14 protein-coding genes are annotated in these 18815 nt (G+C 35.7%); 11 read left to right on the top strand and 3 right to left on the bottom strand.

Annotated features, from left to right (window positions below; translation table 11 throughout):
- Positions 1–4 precede the first annotated feature (4 nt).
- A complete protein-coding gene (gene pta / locus BUC31_RS14780; RefSeq protein ID WP_073245503.1) occupies positions 5–2098 on the bottom strand; it encodes a phosphate acetyltransferase in 2094 nt (697 codons plus the stop codon).
- Positions 2099–2392: 294 nt separating this feature from the next.
- On the opposite strand from pta, the gene BUC31_RS14775 reads away from it, so the two are divergent.
- From BUC31_RS14775 to BUC31_RS14725, 11 genes are all read left to right on the top strand, one after another.
- Entirely contained in the window at positions 2393–3160 is a 768-nt protein-coding gene (locus BUC31_RS14775; RefSeq protein WP_073245990.1) for an LOG family protein, read from the top strand.
- Positions 3161–3217: 57 nt separating this feature from the next.
- Complete coding sequence (locus BUC31_RS14770) at positions 3218–4171, top strand: L,D-transpeptidase (protein ID WP_073245501.1); 954 nt, start codon at positions 3218–3220, stop codon at positions 4169–4171.
- Between the two features lie 120 nt (positions 4172–4291).
- Entirely contained in the window at positions 4292–4654 is a 363-nt protein-coding gene (locus BUC31_RS14765; RefSeq protein WP_244534056.1) for a hypothetical protein, read from the top strand.
- Between the two features lie 78 nt (positions 4655–4732).
- The gene (locus BUC31_RS14760) at positions 4733–9070 is read left to right on the top strand and encodes a CusA/CzcA family heavy metal efflux RND transporter (protein ID WP_073245497.1); all 4338 of its coding nucleotides are present in this window, start codon (positions 4733–4735) and stop codon (positions 9068–9070) included.
- Between the two features lie 10 nt (positions 9071–9080).
- On the top strand, positions 9081–10223 hold the full coding sequence (locus BUC31_RS14755; protein WP_073245495.1) for an efflux RND transporter periplasmic adaptor subunit: 1143 nt from the start codon (positions 9081–9083) through the stop codon (positions 10221–10223).
- Between the two features lie 77 nt (positions 10224–10300).
- Entirely contained in the window at positions 10301–10741 is a 441-nt protein-coding gene (locus BUC31_RS14750) for a thioredoxin family protein (RefSeq protein ID WP_073245988.1), read from the top strand.
- A 1-nt stretch (position 10742) separates the two neighbouring features.
- Positions 10743–11723 (top strand): FAD:protein FMN transferase, encoded by a 981-nt coding sequence (locus BUC31_RS14745; protein WP_073245493.1) that lies wholly within the window; start codon positions 10743–10745, stop codon positions 11721–11723.
- On the top strand, positions 11720–11932 hold the full coding sequence (locus BUC31_RS14740; protein ID WP_073245492.1) for a DUF4266 domain-containing protein: 213 nt from the start codon (positions 11720–11722) through the stop codon (positions 11930–11932). The genes BUC31_RS14745 and BUC31_RS14740 overlap by 4 nt, the downstream gene beginning before the upstream one ends.
- Before the next feature lie 22 nt (positions 11933–11954).
- Positions 11955–13280, top strand: coding sequence for a DUF3570 domain-containing protein (locus BUC31_RS14735; RefSeq protein WP_073245491.1), 1326 nt, complete (start codon positions 11955–11957; stop codon positions 13278–13280).
- A 148-nt stretch (positions 13281–13428) separates the two neighbouring features.
- Positions 13429–14904, top strand: a complete 1476-nt coding sequence (mqo, locus tag BUC31_RS14730; protein ID WP_073245489.1) for a malate dehydrogenase (quinone) — start codon at positions 13429–13431, stop codon at positions 14902–14904.
- A 108-nt stretch (positions 14905–15012) separates the two neighbouring features.
- Positions 15013–15891 carry a DUF6268 family outer membrane beta-barrel protein gene (locus BUC31_RS14725; protein ID WP_073245488.1) on the top strand — a complete coding sequence of 293 codons (879 nt, stop codon included), beginning with the start codon at positions 15013–15015 and terminating at the stop codon, positions 15889–15891.
- A 71-nt stretch (positions 15892–15962) separates the two neighbouring features.
- Here the strand turns inward: BUC31_RS14725 and BUC31_RS14720 are convergent, their stop codons facing one another.
- Positions 15963–18167 carry a xanthine dehydrogenase family protein molybdopterin-binding subunit gene (locus tag BUC31_RS14720; RefSeq protein ID WP_073245484.1) on the bottom strand — a complete coding sequence of 735 codons (2205 nt, stop codon included), beginning with the start codon at positions 18165–18167 and terminating at the stop codon, positions 15963–15965.
- A 51-nt stretch (positions 18168–18218) separates the two neighbouring features.
- Positions 18219–18683 carry a (2Fe-2S)-binding protein gene (locus tag BUC31_RS14715; protein WP_073245482.1) on the bottom strand — a complete coding sequence of 155 codons (465 nt, stop codon included), beginning with the start codon at positions 18681–18683 and terminating at the stop codon, positions 18219–18221.
- Positions 18684–18815: the final 132 nt, after the last annotated feature.

The following is an 18815-nucleotide window of genomic DNA, read 5'->3' as shown; positions in this document are numbered from 1 at the left end:
TGGTTTAAAATCCTTCTGCTTGAATAGCAGTTATTATTACGGTATTAAAAATATCATCTACGGTACAGCCACGGCTTAAATCGTTAACAGGTTTGTTTAAACCCTGTAACATTGGTCCGATAGCCAAAGCGCCAGTTTCACGTTGTACGGCTTTATAAGTGTTGTTACCTGTATTTAAATCAGGAAATATAAACACACTAGCTTGCCCTGCAACTTCAGAATCCGGCAATTTACTGAGTCCCACTTTAGCATCTACTGCAGCATCATATTGAATAGGACCTTCAACTTTAAGATCGGGTCTTTTTTCTCTTATAATTTCAGTAGCCTTACGTACACGATCTACATCTTCACCAACACCAGAAGCACCTGATGAATAAGATAGCATGGCTATTTTTGGCTCAATACCAAAGGCAGCGCTTGTAGCAGCAGATGAAATAGCAATTTCGGATAACTGCTCAGAATTAGGGTTTGGGTTAATGGCACAATCTCCAAAAACAGTAACCCTGTTTGGTAAACACATGAAAAATATAGAAGATACTATAGATACACCTGGCTTAGTTTTGATAAACTGTAATGCAGGTCTTATAGTATGCTGGGTAGTATGTATGGCACCCGATACCATACCATCGGCATGACCTTTATGTACCATCATAGTACCAAAATATGATACATCTTCCATTAAATCTTGAGCCATTGCCAAGTTTACATTTTTATGTTTACGCAATTCAAATAGGGTAGTGGCGTAATCTAAAAAACGGTCAGATGCAGTTGGATCTATAATATTGATATCATTGGTATCTAAATCGATATCTAATTCTTTAATTTTAGAAATAATCTGTTCCTTATTTCCTAAAAGAGTAATAGAAACAGCATCGGCATCAATCAGTTTTTTGGTCGCCAATAAAATACGTTCATCTAAACCTTCAGGTAAAACAATATGCTTCTTTGAAGATTTAGCCTTTTGAAGAAGGTTATATTGAAACATTCTAGGGGTTATACCTTTCGCTTTAAACGTAATTAGCTTTTCAGCCAATTCTTCGGTAGGCACATACTTCTCAAACTCTTGAATAGATGTTTGTATTTTTTCTGTGTTTTCAGCGTAAATACGTGGTCTAATAGTACCAATTTTATTGGTGACATAGAAAGTTCCTCTGGCAACCGATAGAATAGGAATAATATCAGAAAGACCTTCTATTAATTTAATAATAGAATCTTCGGGAATAAGACCACCAGTTAAAACAATACCAGAAAGACTAGGGTAATTTGTTGATATATTCGCCTGTAGTGCTCCTAATATAATATCTGCACGATCACCAGGTGTTATAACAAGACTATCGCTTTTTAAATGCGTCAGGTAATTACGTAATTGCATAGCGCCAACGCTAAAACTACCGACTTGGTTGTTTATATAATCTTCGCCAAAAAGAACTTTAGCATCTAGCTCTTGAGCGATCTCTTTCAATGTTGGGCTACCTAAAACATTATTTACGGGTATAGTACCTACCAAAATATCATCAGGCAGTTTTTCTTTTAATCCGTTAGAAACAATAGTAACATTTTCTGGTTGAACCTTGTTGGCAACAATAAGCAGTACTTCAACACCTTTCTCTTTAAATGAGTCGTATGCCATGTAAAGGTTGCCAACTAACTCATCTAAGGTTTTATTCTTTCCGCTTGCGAGAATTACAGCCGGTATACCTAAATTTTTAGCAATAAGCACGTTTATATCCCACTCAATAATTGCACCTTCTCCAGAAAAATCGGTTCCTTCCACTAAAACAAAATCGAATTTATTCTCAATGGATTTATACTTGTGTATAATATGCCCTACAATTTCGTCGTCTTTGTCCTGGTTTTTTAATTGAACCACTTGACTACGCGTATATGCATAAGCCTCTTCTGGTTTCATATCTACATTAAAGTAGCTGAGAACAGTATCAATGTGGTTATCAGTTTTACCATTGGGCACATCGTCGATAATAGGTCTGAAATAGCCTACTTTGGCGGTTCTACCTAAAAGTAGTTGCATAAGACCTAATGAGACAATAGATTTTCCACTATTGGGTTCTGTAGTAACAATATATATGGCTTTACTCACGTGTAAAAAGGATTAGTGTTTAACAAATTTATAGGATTCTTTGCGGATTGGGGCTTACAATGTAAAAATCTGACACTTTAGGTTAAAGATGATAATTCTAAAATTGTATTTGAAGTCATGGTTTTTATGATTTTAATAATACAAGAAGCTTAAGCATCGCATTTGAAGTGTCAAAAATAGCTAGGATACTCATGCTTTAAAATGACATATCTCATATTATAAACATGAGATAAGTCATTTTCACCTTTGTCGGTAACAACTACATTTGGTTCTATTAAAAATTCAGATTACCAAATGCCGAACGAAACAAAAACAAGTACTAATTCTTTATTTTTAAGTGAAGAACGTTCTTTTCTTGACGGACCGCGAAGCAGGTTTAAAGAATTGTGGTTTACATTTAAGGTACAGTATCAGTTTATTAGGGCGTTTAGAAAATTACATTTTATTGGTCCGTGTGTTACCGTATTTGGATCTGCCCGTTTTAAAGAAGATAATCTATATTATAAACAAGCAGAGGAAGTAGGTAAAGCTTTATCGGAAATGGGTTTTGCTGTCATGACAGGTGGCGGACCCGGTATTATGGAAGCTGCAAATAAAGGAGCTTACCTTAATAATGGATATTCAATTGGATGCAACATAATACTACCGCATGAGCAAAAACCGAATCCGTATTTACATAAATGGATAAATATTCCCTATTTCTTTATTAGAAAATTTTTACTACTTAAGTACTCTTTTGCTTTTGTGGTATTACCTGGTGGTATTGGAACCTTAGATGAACTTTTTGAAGCAGTCACCTTAATACAAACGAAAATGATACAAGATTTTCCGGTGGTTATTTTCGGAAAAGAGTATCATAAAGAATTGTATCATCATATACAGACGATGGCAGAAAATGAAAGTATATCTAAAAAGGATATGGACTTAATGTTCTTAACCGATTCTGTTGATGAGATGAAAGAACACCTTAAAGAACATGCGGTCAAAAGATTTAAACTTATTAAAAAACCAATGCGAACCAAGTGGTGGTTTGGCGAGAAAAAATCAGTTAGAACTACTTAAAAACACTCTTCAATTCTCAATTCTAAATTTTTAGGAATTATAAAATAGAAATACAATATGTTTAAAGTCAATAATATAAAAATAGTTTTAATAATATTTACTTCAGTAGTGTTTATTTCTTGTCAGTCTAAGAAACAGGCAGATGTTGGGGCTTTACAGATAGATAGTACAGTAGTATTATTACCAACTAAAGAAGCAATAAAAAAGATTGAGAGCGTAAAAATTTCGAAGGACGTTAAGGTCGTTAACTATTTTCAATTCATGGATTCTGTAGTTAATAGGTATGATACACTAGTGCCATATGCACTATCTGAACATCTATTGGTGCGTAATAACCCTTGGATAATTGATACTTTGGCGAATACAGATTATTACAGAATGATGGAACGTGATTCTTTTGTTTATGATCAAAAGCAAATGATTGTACTGCCAAAAGGCAGTGAGCTAATAGTACCAGATTCAATAAAAGCATGTAGATTACTGAAAGATTTTTTAGCTACAGAAATTGATGTTAATATACCTGAATACAAATTACGTATCTATCAAGATTCTGTTTTATTAGAAACGTTTCCGGTGAGGGTGGGGCAGTATCGAGAACGCTATTTAAAGTTTGGGGATCGCGTAACAGATTTAAGAACAAAAACAGGAAAAGGAACCATAGTTAGGCATGCAAAGCATCCAGATTTTTATAATCCAGTAAATGGAAAACGTTTTTATGTAACCAGAAGAGATGATGGTAAAACCACCATGATGCCTCAAATACCCTGGATCGAAACTGAGATAAACAATATTAGAAATGGACAAATGATTCATCCAACTACAAACCCTAGAACTTTAGGTAAAGCATATTCTAATGGGTGTATTGGTCTTGGTGAGGGCGATGCTTGGCGGGTATATTATTATGCGCCATTAGGTACAAAACTTAAAATTAGGTATGATTTAGAAACATATGATGAAGGCATGGTCATTTCTGTGCTACGAGATGTTTATCATTTATCTAATGATAATTGAAAATAGTTATGAATTAAATAACCATTTAGTTTAAACTGAATTTAAATAATAGGTGCTTATAATTTTATTAATTTTACTAACGTGAACAAACTGTTTTCCATATTGTTATCTTCGCTCATCATGCTGCAAAGCTTTGGTGTACATTATGATGATATTGTTCAATTAGATGAATTAATTGAGCATGCTCAATTTCATAGTGAGCAATATGGCGATAATGTCATTGTTTTTCTTTCTAAGCATTACGGTGAGTTAAAGGCAGACCATCAACGCGATCATCAAGAAGAAAAGAAAGATCACGAAAAATTACCTTTTAATCATAGCGGTGCATCGCATATTTCTGTTGCCGACGTTTTTATTAACACCTATAAATCAGAATTAAACGAAGTAGAATTTTCAGATTATACACCCTCAAATTTCTATTACCAAGCACCTTCTTCTTCATTGCACTCACAAGGCATTTTACAGCCACCACGCATTTCATAATACAATCGATTTTTTTAATTTTTTAGTTCAGATTCATATTTATGAATTTGAGCGATTCACATTGATTTATATGAAAAGATGCTATCACATATCATTAATTTCAGCTTAAAGAATAAGCTTATTATTCTTTTGTTTACCGTATTTATTATTGGATACGGGCTATTTGCACTTTCACAAATACCTATTGGGGCAGTGCCAGATGTCACTAATAATCAGGTTCAGGTAATTACGACATCACGTAATTTATCTACGCAAGATATGGAGCAATTCATAACTTATCCGGTAGAGCTAGAAATGGCAAACTTGCCGGGAGTGAAAGAAATTCGTTCTGTGTCTAAGTTTGGTTTGTCTGTTGTTACTATCGTTTTTGACGATGATTTAGGTACGTATTTGCCGAGGCAACTTATAGCAGAGAAAATTGCTTCGGCTTTAGAGAAAATACCAGCAGGTTTTGGTACACCACAAATGGGACCTATAACGACAGGGCTGGGTGAAATCTATCAATATGTTTTAGAAGTAGAGCCAGAGTATAAGGACGAGTATACAACAACCGAACTAAGAACCATACAAGATTGGATTGTAAAACGCCAATTGTCTGGTATACCCGGTGTGGTTGAGGTCAACACCTGGGGCGGATTTCTAAAACAATATGAAGTTGCTATAAATACCCAAAAACTTAATGCTATGAATATCACTGCCAGTGATGTTTTTAAAGCGCTGGAAACTAACAATAGTGTTTCGGGTGGCGGGTATATTGAAAAGGTAAATCAGGCATTCTTTATTCGCGGTGAAGGATTGGTCTCTTCTCTTGAGGATATTCGAAATATTGTTATTACAACTAAAGGCGGACTACCAATTTATATTAAGGATGTGGCTACGGTTGATTTTGGTAGTGCGGTTCGTTTTGGTGCTATTACTGGTAATGGCGAAGGCGAGAAGGTATTGGGTCAAGTAATGATGTTGAAAGATGCGAACTCTAAAAAAGTGATTGAAGCAGTAAAAGAACGAGTTGTCGAAATTTCAACGTCGTTACCAAAAGGCGTTTATATTAATCCGTTTTTAGAACGAAGCGAGCTTATTGCCAAAACAACCTTCACCGTTAGCGAGAACTTAATTCTAGGATGTTTAATTGTCATTTTTGTAGTGGTATTACTGCTCGGTAATTTTAGGTCAGGTTTAGTAGTCGCATCTGTAATTCCCCTGTGTTTATTATTTGCCTTATCGCTCATGTATATATTTGGCGTAGATGCCAATTTAATGAGCTTGGGGGCTATTGATTTTGGTATTATTATAGATGGTGCGGTAATTATTGTAGAATTTATTGCCTTTGAAATTACAAGAAAGCAACATGAGATTAATAGTTTAGACAAAACAGAACAGCAGCAGCTAAAAGATGAAATTACTTTTGACGGAGCATCTAAAATGATGAATTCTGCCATTTTTGGGCAGTTGATTATATTAATTGTTTTTATACCCATTCTATCTTTAAGCGGAGTAGAAGGTAAAATGTTCAAGCCTATGGCGTTGACGTTTAGTTTCGCACTAATTGGTGCGATGATCTTGTGTTTTACTTATGTACCAGTAGCTGCATCGATATTTTTAAAACCGTCAAAAGAGTCAGATAAGAATATTTCTGTTCGTTTAATGAAATGGTTGAATAAGAAATATGACCCTATTATAAATTGGACTTTGCAAAGCAAGAAATTGGTTTTAGGTATTGCAGCGATTCTACTCATAGGGGCAACTATTTTATATACCACTATGGGCGGCGAGTTTGTACCAACTTTAGATGAAGGTGATTTTGTAATTCAGCCCGTACTAAAAACAGGAACTTCATTAAGTAAAACGGTAGAGATTACCACCGAGATTGAGAAGATTTTACTCGATAATTTTCCAGAGGTTCAGCAAGTAGTCACTAGAATTGGAGCTGCCGAAGTACCCACCGATCCTATGTCTATGGAAGAAAGTGATGTCATCATAAAACTGGCACCAAAAGGGGAGTGGACAAGTGCAAAATCTAAAGACGAGCTAGCCGATAAATTCAAAGAGGCATTAGCCATTATTCCGGGTATGGAAGTAGAATTTACGCAGCCTATAGAAATGCGTTTTAATGAATTGATTACAGGTGTTCGTGCAGATATTGCCATAAAGATATTCGGTCCTGATTTAGACGTTCTAGCCAAAAAAGGAAATGAAATCGGAGTACTGATTAAAGACGTTGAAGGAGCTGCAGATATAAGTGTAGAGAAAATTGCAGGTTTGCCCGAAATGAGTGTTGATTATGACCGAGCCAAAATTGCTCGCTTCGGATTAAATATTCAGGAACTGAACGATTTGGTCTCTATGGGATTTGCCGGTAAAACTGCCGGAAATGTTTTTGAAGGTGAAAAAAGGTTCGATTTAGTCGTGCGCTTAGATAAAGCAAAACGACAAGATATTGATGACCTTAAAAACCTATATGTTGATTTGCCCGATGGAGGAAAGATTCCTTTAAGCGAGTTGGCAGATATTACGTATAAAAAAGGCGCAGCAAAAATTTCTAGAGATGACACGAAAAGAAGAACAGTGGTGGGGGTAAATGTCCGTAATCGCGATTTGCAATCTGTAGTAGATGATGTTCAAAAACTAATAAATGAAAATGTAAAATTACCGGCAGGGTACACCATTACCTATGGTGGTCAGTTTGAAAACTTACAAAGTGCCCGAGACCGGCTTTTAGTAGCAGTACCCATAGCGCTAGTACTCATTTTTGTATTGCTATATTTTGCATTTAAATCTGTAAAAGAAGCTCTTATGATATATTCCGCAATTCCGTTGGCAGCAGTTGGTGGTGTATTGTTGTTATGGATGAGAGGTTTACCGTTCAGTATTTCTGCAGGGGTAGGTTTCATTGCATTGTTCGGTATTGCAGTATTAAATGGTATCGTTTTGATAGAGCATTTTAAAGAGTTGAAAAAGTATTCTTTTGATAGTTTAGATGATTTAATAAAACAAGGTACAAAAGACCGTTTACGAGCAGTATTGTTAACAGCATCTGCTGCAGCACTAGGCTTCTTGCCCATGGCAATATCTACCAATGCAGGGGCAGAAGTTCAGAGACCTTTGGCCACAGTGGTTATAGGTGGTCTGTTTACGGCAACTATATTGACCTTAGTAGTATTACCGGTGTTATATTCCATTTTTGATAAACATGAAAACTCAAGAAAACCAATTCCTAAAACTACTTTGCAAAATGGAATTGCTTTTGTTGCATTGCTTATTTCAATTGGCGCATCGGCACAAGAATCAAAAAGTCAGAATCTTGATGAATTAATTCCCCTAGCTATAGAAAATAACATGGGTTTAAAAGCAGGTCGACTAAAGGTTGATGAATCTGAAGCATTGATCAATAGTGCATTTATGTTCAATAAAACACATGTGTATTATGAATATGATGAAAATAATCTAGCCATCAACAATGTACCATTAAAGGTATTTGGCGTACAGCAAGATTTTCGTTTTCCGACTGCTAATTTTTCTGAAAAGAAGGTTAATAAGGTGAAGACTAGTTTGGTGAAAAGTGAATATGATATTAAGCGTAAGGCGATAACTAGGGATGTTACGAGAAGTTATTACGAGTATCAAATTGCACGAGAAAAAGTTAGGGTCTATAAAAGACTAGATAGTTTGTATGCCAATTTTTCACAAGTGGCAGCGAGAAGGTTTGAACTAGGGGAAACCAATTATTTAGAGAAAATAACCGCGGCCTCTAAACAGCAAAAAATCAATCTAGACTATCAGCAAGCTATTCAACAAAAGTCCGCTGCGTATGCCAATTTGTTACAACTAATTCAGGCAGAAGATAGTTTAGTTATTTCTGAAGAAATGAACTTGAAAATTGAAGTTCAAGATATAAATGTAGACGCTTCTCCTGAGTCAGTATATTATGAAAATAATATGCAATTAATGGCTGCAGAGCGTAAATTAGAAAAGCAGCAGCTATTGCCAGATATCAGTCTAGCTTATTTTCAAGGATCCAACTCAGAATTAAACGATAATCTTTTAGGCTATCAATTAGGGCTAAAAATCCCGCTATTATTTAGTGGTAACGCTTCTAGAATCAAGGCATCAAAAATTGCGAAAGAAAGAGCGGTGACCGAGTCTGTTGCATATAAAATCCAAATTAAATCGAAGCAAGAAATTTTGAGGCAAAAAATCGTGCAGATTCAAAACTCATTGAATTATTATGAGAATGAAGGCGCAGAGCTATCCGATGAAATATTGAAAACCGCAAACATCAGTTTTAGAAATGGTGAAATTGATTTCTATCAATATATACAGAGTTTAGAAAGTGCCTATGATATAAAATTGGGCTATCTAGATAAGCTGAAAGAGTATAACGAAACTGCTACAGACATTAATTTCTTAACATTATAAATAGGGCATCATGCAAAAATATATATACAAAATAGTAACCGTTTTCATTCTCGGCATAATTTCAAGTTGTGGAGATACAGAAAGCAAATCAAATGAGAATGGCGCATCTGAAGCACAAACAGATGATCGAATTCAAATTACGCAGGCACAATTCGACCAAAATAAAATGGAAATCGCTAGTATGACTGAAAGTGATTTTCCGGTAATGGTAACCACATCGGGTATGATAGATGTGCCACCCGAAAATAGAGCGGTGGTAAGTGCAACAATGGGCGGTTATATTAAAGCAACACCATTGTTAATTGGAGATAAAGTACGTAAAGGGCAGTTGTTGGTTACTATTGAAAATCCGGAGTTTGTATCCTTACAACAACAGTATATGGAGGTCAACGGGCAGTTGGGTTATTTAAAGGCAGAATATGAACGTCAGCAAACAATGGTAGCCGAAAACATAACATCTCAGAAAAGCTTTTTGAAAGCAGAGAGCGATTATAAAACTGGGGTAGCAAAATATAACGGACTACAAAAGCAACTAAGCATGTTGAATATATCACCAGAACAAGTAGAAAAAGGAAATATAAGTTCGGTAGCTTCTATTTATGCACCAATTGATGGTAGTATTACAAGCGTAAATGTTTCGAAAGGAACGTATGTTTCTCCGGCAACCTCCATTATGGAAATCATTAATAATGACCATATTCATTTAGAACTTTCGGTTTTCGAAAAAGATATTATGAAAGTAAAAAAAGATCAGGTGGTAGAATTTAAAATACCAGAAGCTTCTAAAGAGTTGTATTTTGCAGAGGTCCATTTGGTCGGTACCTCAATAGGAGAAAATAGAACGATAAAGGTTCATGCGCATATAGAGAATGAAGACGAAGCTAATTTTCTTACGGGAATGTTTGTAGAGGCAAATATTATTATAGAAACAACAAAGCAAATGTCCCTGCCTTCAGAGGCTATTGCCGTGGTTGAAAACGAATCGTTTGTACTATTTTTAGAAGAGAAGAAAGGCGATACGTATTATTTTAAGCAAGTACCTGTCAAGATCTTAGGTAGTTATAAAAATAGGACTTCGGTCAGTAATTCATCAACTTTAAAGCAAGATGCACAATTTTTATCAAAAGGTGCGTTTAGCCTGATAGGGGAGTAGGTTAAAAAATATATGCCTTAAAAGAAAGTTATTGGTATAATAGTTGACTTAGTATGAGTTCGTTAAATGCAATAAATATGAAAAAATATATAGTATTACTGTTATTTGCAGTAGCAAGTGTGAGTTCAATAACAGCTCAAGAGTGGAATACAGATTTTACAACAGCAAAAAAGTTTGCTAAAATGAATAATTTACCAATTATACTTGTATTTCAAGGTTCAGATTGGTGTGCACCTTGTATAAAGCTTGATAGAGAAGTTTGGTCAACAGATGAGTTTAAAGTTTATGCAAAAAAGCATTATGTAATGTTACAAGCAGATTTTCCTCGAAGAAAGAATAATGCACTGCCAGAAGAGCTATTGAATAAAAACAAGGCATTAGCAGAAAAGTATAATAAACAGGGAGTATTTCCTTTTGTTGTGGTTATGAATGCCAATGGTGAAGTTTATGGAGAAACGAGTTATAAGAAATTGACTCCCAAAGAGTACATAAAAGAATTGAATTCATTTATAAAATAGTTTGAAGAAACTACTTCTCATATTAATTATATTTTCTGTTGGTCTACTCTATGCCCAAGAGCCCTATAAGCGTACTATTAAATTAATGGGTAGTCGTTTTGATATTACTGTTGTGGCTAAAGATCCTGTTGAAGGTGATGTATATATTGATATGGCTATCAATGAAATAACAAGAAATGAAAAGTTAATATCTTCTTGGGATACGAACTCGCAGACTTCAGAAATTAACAGAAATGCAGGATTGCGACCAGTAAAAGTAGATGCTGAATTATTTGATTTAATTCAAAGGGCAATCGGTATTTCTAAACTAACGGATGGAGCTTTTGATGTCAGTTATGCCTCTATGGATAAAATTTGGAAGTTTGATGGTAGCATGACGGTTATGCCTTCCGCAGATTCAATCAAAGCATCTGTGTCAAAAGTTGGTTTTCAAAATATAGTGTTGGATAAAGAAAGCAGCACGGTTTTTTTGAAACTAAAAGGCATGAAGATTGGTTTCGGTGCCATTGGTAAAGGCTACGCTGCAGATAGGGCAAAAGAATTGTTGAAATCTAAAGGCGTTGTTGCAGGGATTATAAATGCATCTGGCGACATGAATACATGGGGAAAACAACCTGATGGTAAAGAGTGGAAGGTTGCTATTACCAATCCTATGGATAAGAACAAGGTTTTTGCATTATTACCTATAACCAATGGGGCCGTAGTAACATCTGGTAATTACGAAAAATATGTAACCTTCAACGATATTCGATATACGCACATAATTGACCCTCGAAGTGGATATCCGGCAACGGGTATTATTAGTGTTACCGTATTTGCTCCTAAAGCAGAATTAGCTGATGCGTTGGCAACATCGGTATTTGTTATGGGTATAGAAGTGGGCTTAAATCGTATCAATCAATTACCAAAAATAGAATGTATAATAATAGACGATAGAGGAAATATTATAACATCAAAGAATATAGAAATAGAGAAATCATGATGAAGAAGGTTTTAATTTTTGCCCTCATAGCAGCTTCTTTTAGCAGCTGTACGGTGTTGAAAGAGTACGAGAAAATTAATATTAATGATCCAGATATGGTTTTGCAAGATAAAAAAGCAGATCGCAACCTGACAACAATGCATTCGTATAGGGAAGCAGCTGTAGGTGCAAATGGAGGAAAAACTGGTGGTGGCTGTGGCTGTAATTAATTTAAGAGACAATCTTATACCGATGAAAAATAGTAAAACAATATTTTCAATCATAGCCTTTCTTATCTTTTCTATAAGTTACGCGCAACAAACTCAAGATTCTGTAAAGACCTACAAAAAGCGTGTATTAGAAACTACCGAAGTAGATTTCTTGACAAGTTATTATTCGCAAGATGGTGACAATGCTGCGGTAAGTGGCGGTTTAGGAACAGAAGACCTAACAGATTTTACAGGCACATTTGTGGTGTCAATACCATTGAATGATGATGATGTTCTAACCATAGATGCAGGCGTTTCGGCATATACATCGGCTTCTTCAAGTAATGTAGACCCTTTCGATGGTGGTCAACCAGCTGATCCGTTTGTAGCAAGTTCTGGTGCTTCAAGTTCTGATGTATGGTCAAATCTTACAGGTTCGTATAGCCATAGTTCAGATGATAGAAACACAATCGTGTCAGGTAAACTATCGGTCTCTTCAGAATATGATTATTTCTCTTTAGGTTTTGGTGGTGGATTAACGAAGCTATTCAATGAGAAAAATACTGAGGTCAGTATAAATGCCAATGTTTATTTAGATAAATGGAATGCCATATATCCATCAGAACTCAGACCTTTCGCAAGTGGAGCAAATGGTTTAGCTAATGGTCTTTTTACTAATAATACAATAACAGGCAATACGAACTATGCCCCAATATTCAATGAGTTTTCTGATGAATCAAGAAATTCTTATTCCGTCGCATTCGGATTTTCTCAAATCCTAAGTAAAAATTTACAAGGATCTTTGGCGTTAGATTTTGTACAACAGCAAGGATTGCTATCTACTCCGTTTCAACGTGTTTATTTTAGCGATGTTCCAGACTCTTTTATAGATAATTTTCAACTGGCAGATGCCATAGAACAGTTACCAGATAGTCGATTTAAGGTGGCTGCCGGCGGTCGTTTAAACTGGTATATTAATGAAACGTTTGTAGTAAGAACCTTCTATCGTTATTATTACGATGATTGGGGTATCAACTCACATACGGCAAGTGTAGAGGTGCCTATTAAGCTTACCGATAAGTTTACGGTTTATCCATCGTATAGATATTATCAGCAATCGGCAGCAGACTATTTCTATGGTTATGAAGAAGCACTTTCTACTGATACCTTTTATACGTCAGATTATGATTTGTCGAAATACTCGGCAAACCAATTTGGGTTGGGAGTTTCTTATACAGATATTTTTACAAAGATGCATATCTGGAAACTCGGACTTAAAAGTATTGATTTAAAGTTCTATAAATATGATAGAGATACTACCTTTAGTTCTAGTATCGTAACCGCAGGGTTTAAGTTTGTGATGGATTAAAACTAACGATTAAAAAGAAATGAAAAGCAGGTCTATAGACCTGCTTTTTGCATTTAGATAATAGGTTTAATTTTTGAGTTGTTCAGAAATAACCAAAAGAAATAGTTAACTTTTCAAGCATATTAAGCAGTAATAAAATTTGATTTTGATGGAGTTGAGAAAAGAATATGACCTTATTTGTGTGGGTGCGGGTATCATGAGTGCTACATTAGGTTTATTGGTAAAGCAATTAAAGCCAGATCTTAATGTGCTGATCGTTGAACGATTAGATAAAGTAGCACAAGAAAGTTCTGCAGCTTGGAACAATGCCGGTACAGGTCATTCTGCCTTATGTGAACTTAATTATTCACCAGAAGATGAAGATGGTCATGTCAACATAAAAAAGGCGATTGACATTTGTACGCAATTTGAAACCTCTAAACAATATTGGTCTTTTTTAGTAGCTGAAGGTTTGATTAAAGATCCAAAATCATTTATTACTCCCGTACCACATCACAGTTGGGTAAAAGGTAAAGACAATGCCGACTATCTTGAAAATCGATTTAAAGCCTTTAAAGAGCATTTCATGTTCGATACCATAGAGTTTACCAGAGCGGTAAATAAAATGAAGGAGTGGTTTCCGTTAATGATGCATGGCAGAACTGAAGATGAGGTTATGGCAGCTTCTAGAATTGATAGGGGAACAGAAATGAATTATGGTTCGCTAACCGAGCAATTGTTCGATATTCTAGAAAAGGAGTATGATACTAAGGTGTTGTTCAATACCGAAGTAGAAGATATTGATCCTGATCATGATGAGGAGTGGTTGGTAAAAATGGAAAATCTAAACACAGGTGTTAAGAATACTGTAGATGCCGAACATGTATTTATTGGCGCCGGTGGTGGTAGCTTGTTATTATTACAAAAAGTAGAGATTGATGAAAAGGATGGTTATGGTGGTTTCCCGGTGAGTGGGGAGTGGCTAGTATGTAAGAATCCAGATATAATTAATCAGCATAATGCTAAGGTTTATAGCAAAGCAGGTATTGGTGATCCACCAATGTCGGTACCACATTTAGATACAAGATTTATCAACGGAAAAAGAGAATTATTATTCGGTCCGTTTGCAGGGTTTAGTCCAAAGTTTTTAAAAGAAGGCTCGTATTTAGATTTATTAAAATCCATCAATTTTGATAATATACCTTCTATGTGGGGTGTGTTTTGGCACAATTTACCGCTAACGAAATATTTGGTAGAACAAGTAACCATGAGTTTTGAAGATAGAATGGATTCGTTAAGGGCGTTTGTGAAAGATGCCAAAAGCGAAGATTGGGAGATATTGGTTGCTGGTCAACGGGTGCAAACAATTAAAAAGGATGAATTTGAAGGTGGTTCGTTAGAATTTGGTACACAGCTAGTAAGTAGTAAAGATGGTAGAATTACCTGTTTATTAGGTGCGTCGCCTGGTGCATCTACATCGGTAAAGATTATGTTAGACGTACTAGAAAAAGCATTTCCAGAATTAACATCATCTGAAAAAGGAAAAGAACAGTTGAATAGAATGGTGCCTTTTTATAAAAAAGAAGTGACCAAAGATTTGTTTGATAAAGAACTCACGCGAGTAACCAATGTTTTAGAGTTATAAACAGCCATTCTCATTTAAGATAGTTTTATGCTTAATAGCACTAAATCACCACAATAAAAAGACGGTACTTACATTATGTTTAATTATTAGGCTAGTAATACCCACTTCATGCGATTTAAATATTTCTTTGCAATTTTATTTTTTACTACTAGTGCTACTCAAGCACAATTGAGCGATTTGGCTAGGTTAGATTTTACATTTATACCTAACAAAGGCTCAGATGTTGAATATACACGGTCAAGATTTCTTATAAATTACCCGGTTAAGCTTAAGAAAGAAGGTGAATACCTACTCTTAGGAATAGATTATAGTAATATACATCTACGTTTTAAAAGAGATGAGCTGCCGTTCGATAGAAATTTATTGAACGATTTCAAATTATTGGATTTTACCATTGGGTATACGAAACCGCTAAAAAATGGTTGGCGCTTAGGTGTTCGTTTTCAACCAGGAATCAGTACTAACCTTACTGCTAAAAGTTTAAATGCCAATGATTTAGTTTTTTCAGGAGATGTTGTATTTATAAAAAATTTTGAAACTGATATAGATAAGCCATCTCGTTTAATTGTTGGATTATCTTATTCTCAAAATAGAGGATATGTTTTTCCGTTACCTTTTATAAGTTATTATAAAAAATTCAGCCCAGATTGGTCTTATAATATTGGTATTCCAAGAACCAATTTACAATATCACTTATCAGAAAATCACCGGTTTAAATTATTTGGTCAGTTAGACGGTTTTACATCTAACATACAAAATGGGGCATTGGTTAATGGAACCGATACTGCTGAAATTATAAATATGTCTTTAATCAATGGTGGTCTACAATACGAGTATCACTTTACAGACCATTTACAATTAGATGTACGTGCCGCCTATAATTTCAGTTTAAATAACAAGCTTAAAGACGGTATTAACAACACATTGTTTACTATAGATAATGATTCTAGAAGTTATTTTAGAGCAGTGCTCAGGTTCAAGATATAATTAACTAGTACAAATTAAAAACGCCGAAATCTAAGATTTCGGCGTTTTCGATTTACAATAGCATAAGGGCATTATCCAATTACCGATTTTTCAGTAATAAAAGGTTGATTGTAATGTCTTTGACCGGTTGCTTTGTAAAGTGCATTTGCCAAAGCTCCGATTATAGGCGGCAATGAAGGCTCTCCTAACCCAGTTGGGTCTATACCATTGTCTACAAAAAAGCTTTCAATTTCTTTCGGTGCTTCTTTATGTCGTATTAAACGATAGGTATCAAAATTCTTATGTTGAGGTTTACCATCTTCAAAAGTCATTTCGCTATAGGTAGCGTGACCGATGCCATCAATGATTCCACCTTCAATTTGGTTTTTAGCTGCCATTGGGTTAATCACGATTCCGCAATCTACGGCACACCATACTTTAGTGACCTTTGGTGATTTTGTATCGGTAGATACATCCAAAACTTGCGCCACATAAGAGTTGTGGCAGTAGTACGCCGAAACACCTCTTGCGGTTCCGTTTTTCTGACTCCCGTCCCAACCAGCTTTTTCTCTGACTAATTTAAGAACACCTGCATAACGAATAGGGTCGTAATCATTATTTTCTGGTTCACCAACTGGGTTTTTAATAACTCTGTCAAATAACTCCAATCTAAATTCAATAGGGTCTTTACCGGCAGCTTCGGCAACTTCATCTATAAATGATTGTTCGGCACCGGCAACAAAGTTAGAACGTGGTGCACGCCATGCCCCAGTAGTTACATTGGATTCTAAACTAAATTTTTCAGCCATATAATTATCAACGGCACCTGCAGGAAATCTATTTTCAAAAAGTAAATCGTCATTTGATCCGGCACCTTTAACGTGCCATGCAATTAGAGTACCATCTTTATCAAGCCCTGCTTTATACTTTACTTTATATGTTGGGCGGTAAGTGCCTTGGGTCATATCATCTTCACGAGTGTACACCAATTTTATAGGTGCCTGCATGTGTTGAGAAATCACTGCGGCTTCCACACCGAAGGTTCCATACAGACGACGGCCAAACCCGCCACCCATACGGCTCATTTTAATATCAATTTTTTCAACAGGCATGCCTAATCGAGATGCCAAGGTTTTTTCTAAAAACTCAGGGGTTTGTATCGGTCCGTTGAACAAAGCTCTTTCAGCAGTAACATCTGCGTAAAAGTTCATTGGCTCCATCGTATTATGCGCTAAAAAAGGAGCGCTATAAGTACGTTCTATAATTTTATCTGCTTTTTTAAAGGCACTAGCTACATTACCATCGTTACGAGCTGGTTGTTTAGAAGAAGTGTTCAATAATTTAGTCAATGCTTCATCATGCCCTTTGGTACTTTCTAAAGCCGAAGATTCTTCCCATTCAACATTCAATGCTTTTTTAGCCTGCATACATTGCCAAGTAGATTCACCTACAATAGCAACAAGTTTATCTATACCTCCGGCATCAGACCATTGTTTCTCTGTATCATCTTTATAAACATCAATAGGAAAAACATCTTTAATACCCGGCATAGATTTAACGGCATCTGCATTCATCGATTTATATGTCATACCAAAAGCAGGTGGGTGCACGATCATAGCTATCATCATACCTTCTTCTTGAATATCAATACCGAATAAAGGCTTTCCGGTAACAATATTCGGTCCGTCTACATTTCTTCTATCCGTACCAATAATATCAAACTCGCTTGTTTCTTTCAATTTCACCTCTTCAGGTATCGGCATGGTAGCTGCTTTAGAAGCCATATCACCAAATCCGGCTGATTTGTCTGAGGCTGCATGACTAATTACACCGGCATCGACCGTAATTTCAGAAGCATCTACCTGCCAAGCGTCGGCAGCCGCGGCAATTAGCATATGTCTTGCTGTAGCACCTGCCATTCGTAATCCTGACCAACTCGCACGAATAGATTGACTGCCACCGGCAATTTGTCTTTGAAAAATATCTGTATTTAAAGGCGCTTGTTCAACGATTACATTTTTCCAATCTACACCAAGTTCGTCTGCGACGATCATAGGCATAGAAGTTTTTACATTCTGTCCTATTTCTGGGTTAGGCGACATAATGGTTACCATACCGTTATCCCCAATTTTCAAGAAGGCATTGATATCGAACCATTCTTTAGGGATGTTGCTTACTTGCTCAGGGGTAGGTTTGCAAGAAGCTAGCCAACTGAATCCTAAAATCATACCGCCACCTGCCAGCGAGCTACTTTTTAAAAAAGAACGTCTATTATATGTTGTTTTTATAAGTGTCATCTGTTTGTTTTTTAATGAAAGTTACTATCCCAAATTGTGGGACACTTTTTATTACGCGTTCGTAGTACTGGCGGCATTTTTAATTGCCTTTTTAATTCGCGTATATGTGCCACAACGACAGATATTACCGTTCATAGCATCCTCAATTTCTGTATCTGTAGGGTTAGGGTTTCGTTTTAAAAATGCACTGGCGTTCATAATTTGACCTGCTTGGCAGTAACCACATTGGTACACATCTTCTTCTAACCAAGCCTTTTGAACAGGATGATCTCCGTTTTCAGAAAGTCCCTCAATAGTTGTAATAGACTGTTCACCAACGGCAGAAACTGGTAGTTGGCAAGAACGTACTGCATTATCGCCTAAATGAACGGTACATGCACCACATTGTGCAATACCACAACCAAATTTTGTACCTACCAATTTTAAATTATCTCGTAATACCCAAAGTATTGGTGTAGTGGGATCTACATCTACTTCTTGAGTTTTTCCATTTACTTTTAAATTGAAATTTGCCATTCGTTTATCCTATTTGTTTGAGTCCCTTGAAATTAGGAATTTTTTTAGAGTAAACGGGAGCAATAAATCATAAATTATCAAATTTTTATTTTTCCTACTTTTTAATCCGACATCATAAGATCATAAAAGCGC

The sequence above is a fragment of the Maribacter aquivivus genome, from assembly GCF_900142175.1.
Classification (GTDB): Bacteria; Bacteroidota; Bacteroidia; order Flavobacteriales; family Flavobacteriaceae; genus Maribacter; species Maribacter aquivivus.
This window is presented reverse-complemented; position numbering and strand designations above follow the sequence as displayed.

Excerpts from the sequence above, each read along its gene's own strand:
- BUC31_RS14775 (WP_073245990.1), top strand. The coding sequence starts at position 2,393 with ATGCCGAACGAAACAAAAACAAGTACTAATTCTTTATTTTTAAGTGAA.
- BUC31_RS14770 (WP_073245501.1), top strand. The coding sequence starts at position 3,218 with ATGTTTAAAGTCAATAATATAAAAATAGTTTTAATAATATTTACTTCA.
- BUC31_RS14765 (WP_244534056.1), top strand. The coding sequence starts at position 4,292 with ATGCTGCAAAGCTTTGGTGTACATTATGATGATATTGTTCAATTAGAT.
- BUC31_RS14760 (WP_073245497.1), top strand. The coding sequence starts at position 4,733 with ATGCTATCACATATCATTAATTTCAGCTTAAAGAATAAGCTTATTATT.
- BUC31_RS14755 (WP_073245495.1), top strand. The coding sequence starts at position 9,081 with ATGCAAAAATATATATACAAAATAGTAACCGTTTTCATTCTCGGCATA.
- BUC31_RS14750 (WP_073245988.1), top strand. The coding sequence starts at position 10,301 with ATGAAAAAATATATAGTATTACTGTTATTTGCAGTAGCAAGTGTGAGT.
- BUC31_RS14740 (WP_073245492.1), top strand. The coding sequence starts at position 11,720 with ATGATGAAGAAGGTTTTAATTTTTGCCCTCATAGCAGCTTCTTTTAGC.
- BUC31_RS14735 (WP_073245491.1), top strand. The coding sequence starts at position 11,955 with ATGAAAAATAGTAAAACAATATTTTCAATCATAGCCTTTCTTATCTTT.
- mqo (WP_073245489.1), top strand. The coding sequence starts at position 13,429 with ATGGAGTTGAGAAAAGAATATGACCTTATTTGTGTGGGTGCGGGTATC.
- BUC31_RS14725 (WP_073245488.1), top strand. The coding sequence starts at position 15,013 with ATGCGATTTAAATATTTCTTTGCAATTTTATTTTTTACTACTAGTGCT.
- BUC31_RS14720 (WP_073245484.1), bottom strand. The coding sequence starts at position 18,167 with ATGACACTTATAAAAACAACATATAATAGACGTTCTTTTTTAAAAAGT.
- BUC31_RS14715 (WP_073245482.1), bottom strand. The coding sequence starts at position 18,683 with ATGGCAAATTTCAATTTAAAAGTAAATGGAAAAACTCAAGAAGTAGAT.